The following is a 1,698-nucleotide window of genomic DNA, read 5'->3' on the forward strand; positions in this document are numbered from 1 at the left end:
GGCTGTCCGAGCGCCTGCGCGCCGAGGGGCTCGAAGTGTCGGAGTTTCGCGGGCGATCAGTACTGCTCTGGCGTGCGGGAACGGGGCGCTGGTGAGACCCCGGTCAAATCAGCCGGTATTCGCTGCCGGGGGTCACAGGACCCTCCATCAATGCAACGGGATCGTATATCGCGGGAAATCCGCGAAGCGCCGCTTCGGAGGCGCGCCAGTCTTCTAGTTTTTTAAAAATATTTAGAAAGCCCGCTTTCTCCCGCCATTCATCGGTACGCTCGAGCATCTCGATCCAGTCCAAAGCCTCGACCACCTTCATCGACCAGTCGTCGAACGCCCGTTCCTCGATGTCGCACTCGGTTATGATCTTCAGGTTGCAATGGCGCGGATCGCCGGCGATGCGTTCCATCAGGTAGGCGATATCCAACTGCCGGCCTTCGAGGATCTGACAGAAAGTCAGGCCGCTCGAGAACAGCACGCCCGTCACCTCGAAACGGGCATTCTTGTAGGTGGCCCGGGCGGCGATCGCTTCAATCTCCAGCCAGCTCAACCGGTGGCTGGCATGGCTCTGATAGATGAGTCTATACATCGTCAAGACTTTCCTGCACGAACTGGTCTGAGCGCCGCGCAGCAGTTCTTGCGCCAACGACCCGTAGAATAGTGCGAAAGTTCTGCTGTTGTCTGAATTTGGACCAGCGCGCGCTGCCCAGACACATGCCCGGTTGTCGGGAGCTGCTGAAGGACGCAGTCCGCCACAGGGCCGTCGCCTCAACTGGTTGGTCGAAAGATCGCCCGGCCTGTAAGATGCACTCGCGCCAGCAGCGCCCGGATCCCGTAAGGTGGATTAAAGCGTCCCGCGCTTACGTTGAATCGGCGAGGCCTTCGCCACCTACGTGGAGACACAGCTTGCCCCAGAACTCGAGCCGGGAACGGTGGTCATCCTGGACAATCTCAGCACCCACAAGAATACTCGCGCCGCCCAGATACTCAAAGACCGAGGCTGCTGGTTTCTGTATCTGCCGCCCTACAGCCCAGATTTGAACCCAATCGAGATGGCCTTCTCCAAACACAAAGAGCTTCTGCGAGGAGCGGGTGCCCGCACATTCGACCAACTTCTCCAAGCTCTCGGCGAAATATGCGATCTCTTCACTCCAGATGAATGCTGGAACTACTTCCGGCATGCTGGATATGTCTCAAAATAAATGCAAGATGCTCTAGCGACCGGGCAGCCGCTGTCGTTCTTCGGCATCCTCGGGCTGATCGCGCTGTCGGGGATCGTCTTCAACAACGCCATCGTCCTGATCGACCAGATCGACATAAAGCGGGCCGCCAAGCCCCTGAACGACGCCATCATCGAGGCGGCGCGCAAGCGGTTCCGACCGATCCTGCTGACGTCGCTCACCACCGTCCTCGGCCTCGCGCCCATGGCGATCTCGGGCGGTACCCTGTGGGAGCCGATGGCGACGCTGATGATGGGCGGCCTCGGCACAGCCTCGATCCTCGCCCTCTTCTACGTCCCCGCGCTCTACCGCCTGCTGTTCCGTCCAGCTCCGGCCCCGCAAGGCAAGACGGCCCTTCCAACCCAGATCTGACCGGAGACATCCCATGCTGCCCACCTGGCTTACCCTGATCCTCTTTGCCTTCGCGACCGGCATCTTCGCCGTCCTCTCGGCCCTCGAAAATCCGATCTATGCGACGATATGGAAT

The 1,698-nt window shown here is 60.1% G+C and carries 3 protein-coding genes; 2 read left to right on the top strand and 1 reads right to left on the bottom strand.

What is annotated here, in order from left to right; genetic code table 11:
* Positions 1-103: 103 nt before the first annotated feature.
* The gene (locus WA989_RS02450) at positions 104-580 is read right to left on the bottom strand and encodes a BLUF domain-containing protein (RefSeq protein WP_424338939.1); all 477 of its coding nucleotides are present in this window, start codon (positions 578-580) and stop codon (positions 104-106) included.
* A gap of 343 nt (positions 581-923) precedes the next feature.
* Between WA989_RS02450 and WA989_RS02455 the strand changes: the two genes are divergently transcribed.
* The gene (locus tag WA989_RS02455; RefSeq protein ID WP_424338941.1) at positions 924-1,193 is read left to right on the top strand and encodes a transposase; all 270 of its coding nucleotides are present in this window, start codon (positions 924-926) and stop codon (positions 1,191-1,193) included.
* Positions 1,194-1,583, top strand: a complete 390-nt coding sequence (locus WA989_RS02460; protein WP_424338940.1) for an efflux RND transporter permease subunit — start codon at positions 1,194-1,196, stop codon at positions 1,581-1,583.
* The last annotated feature ends 115 nt before the right edge of the window (positions 1,584-1,698 follow it).

The sequence above is a fragment of the Henriciella sp. genome, assembly GCF_049649345.1.
Taxonomy (GTDB): Bacteria; Pseudomonadota; Alphaproteobacteria; order Caulobacterales; family Hyphomonadaceae; genus Henriciella.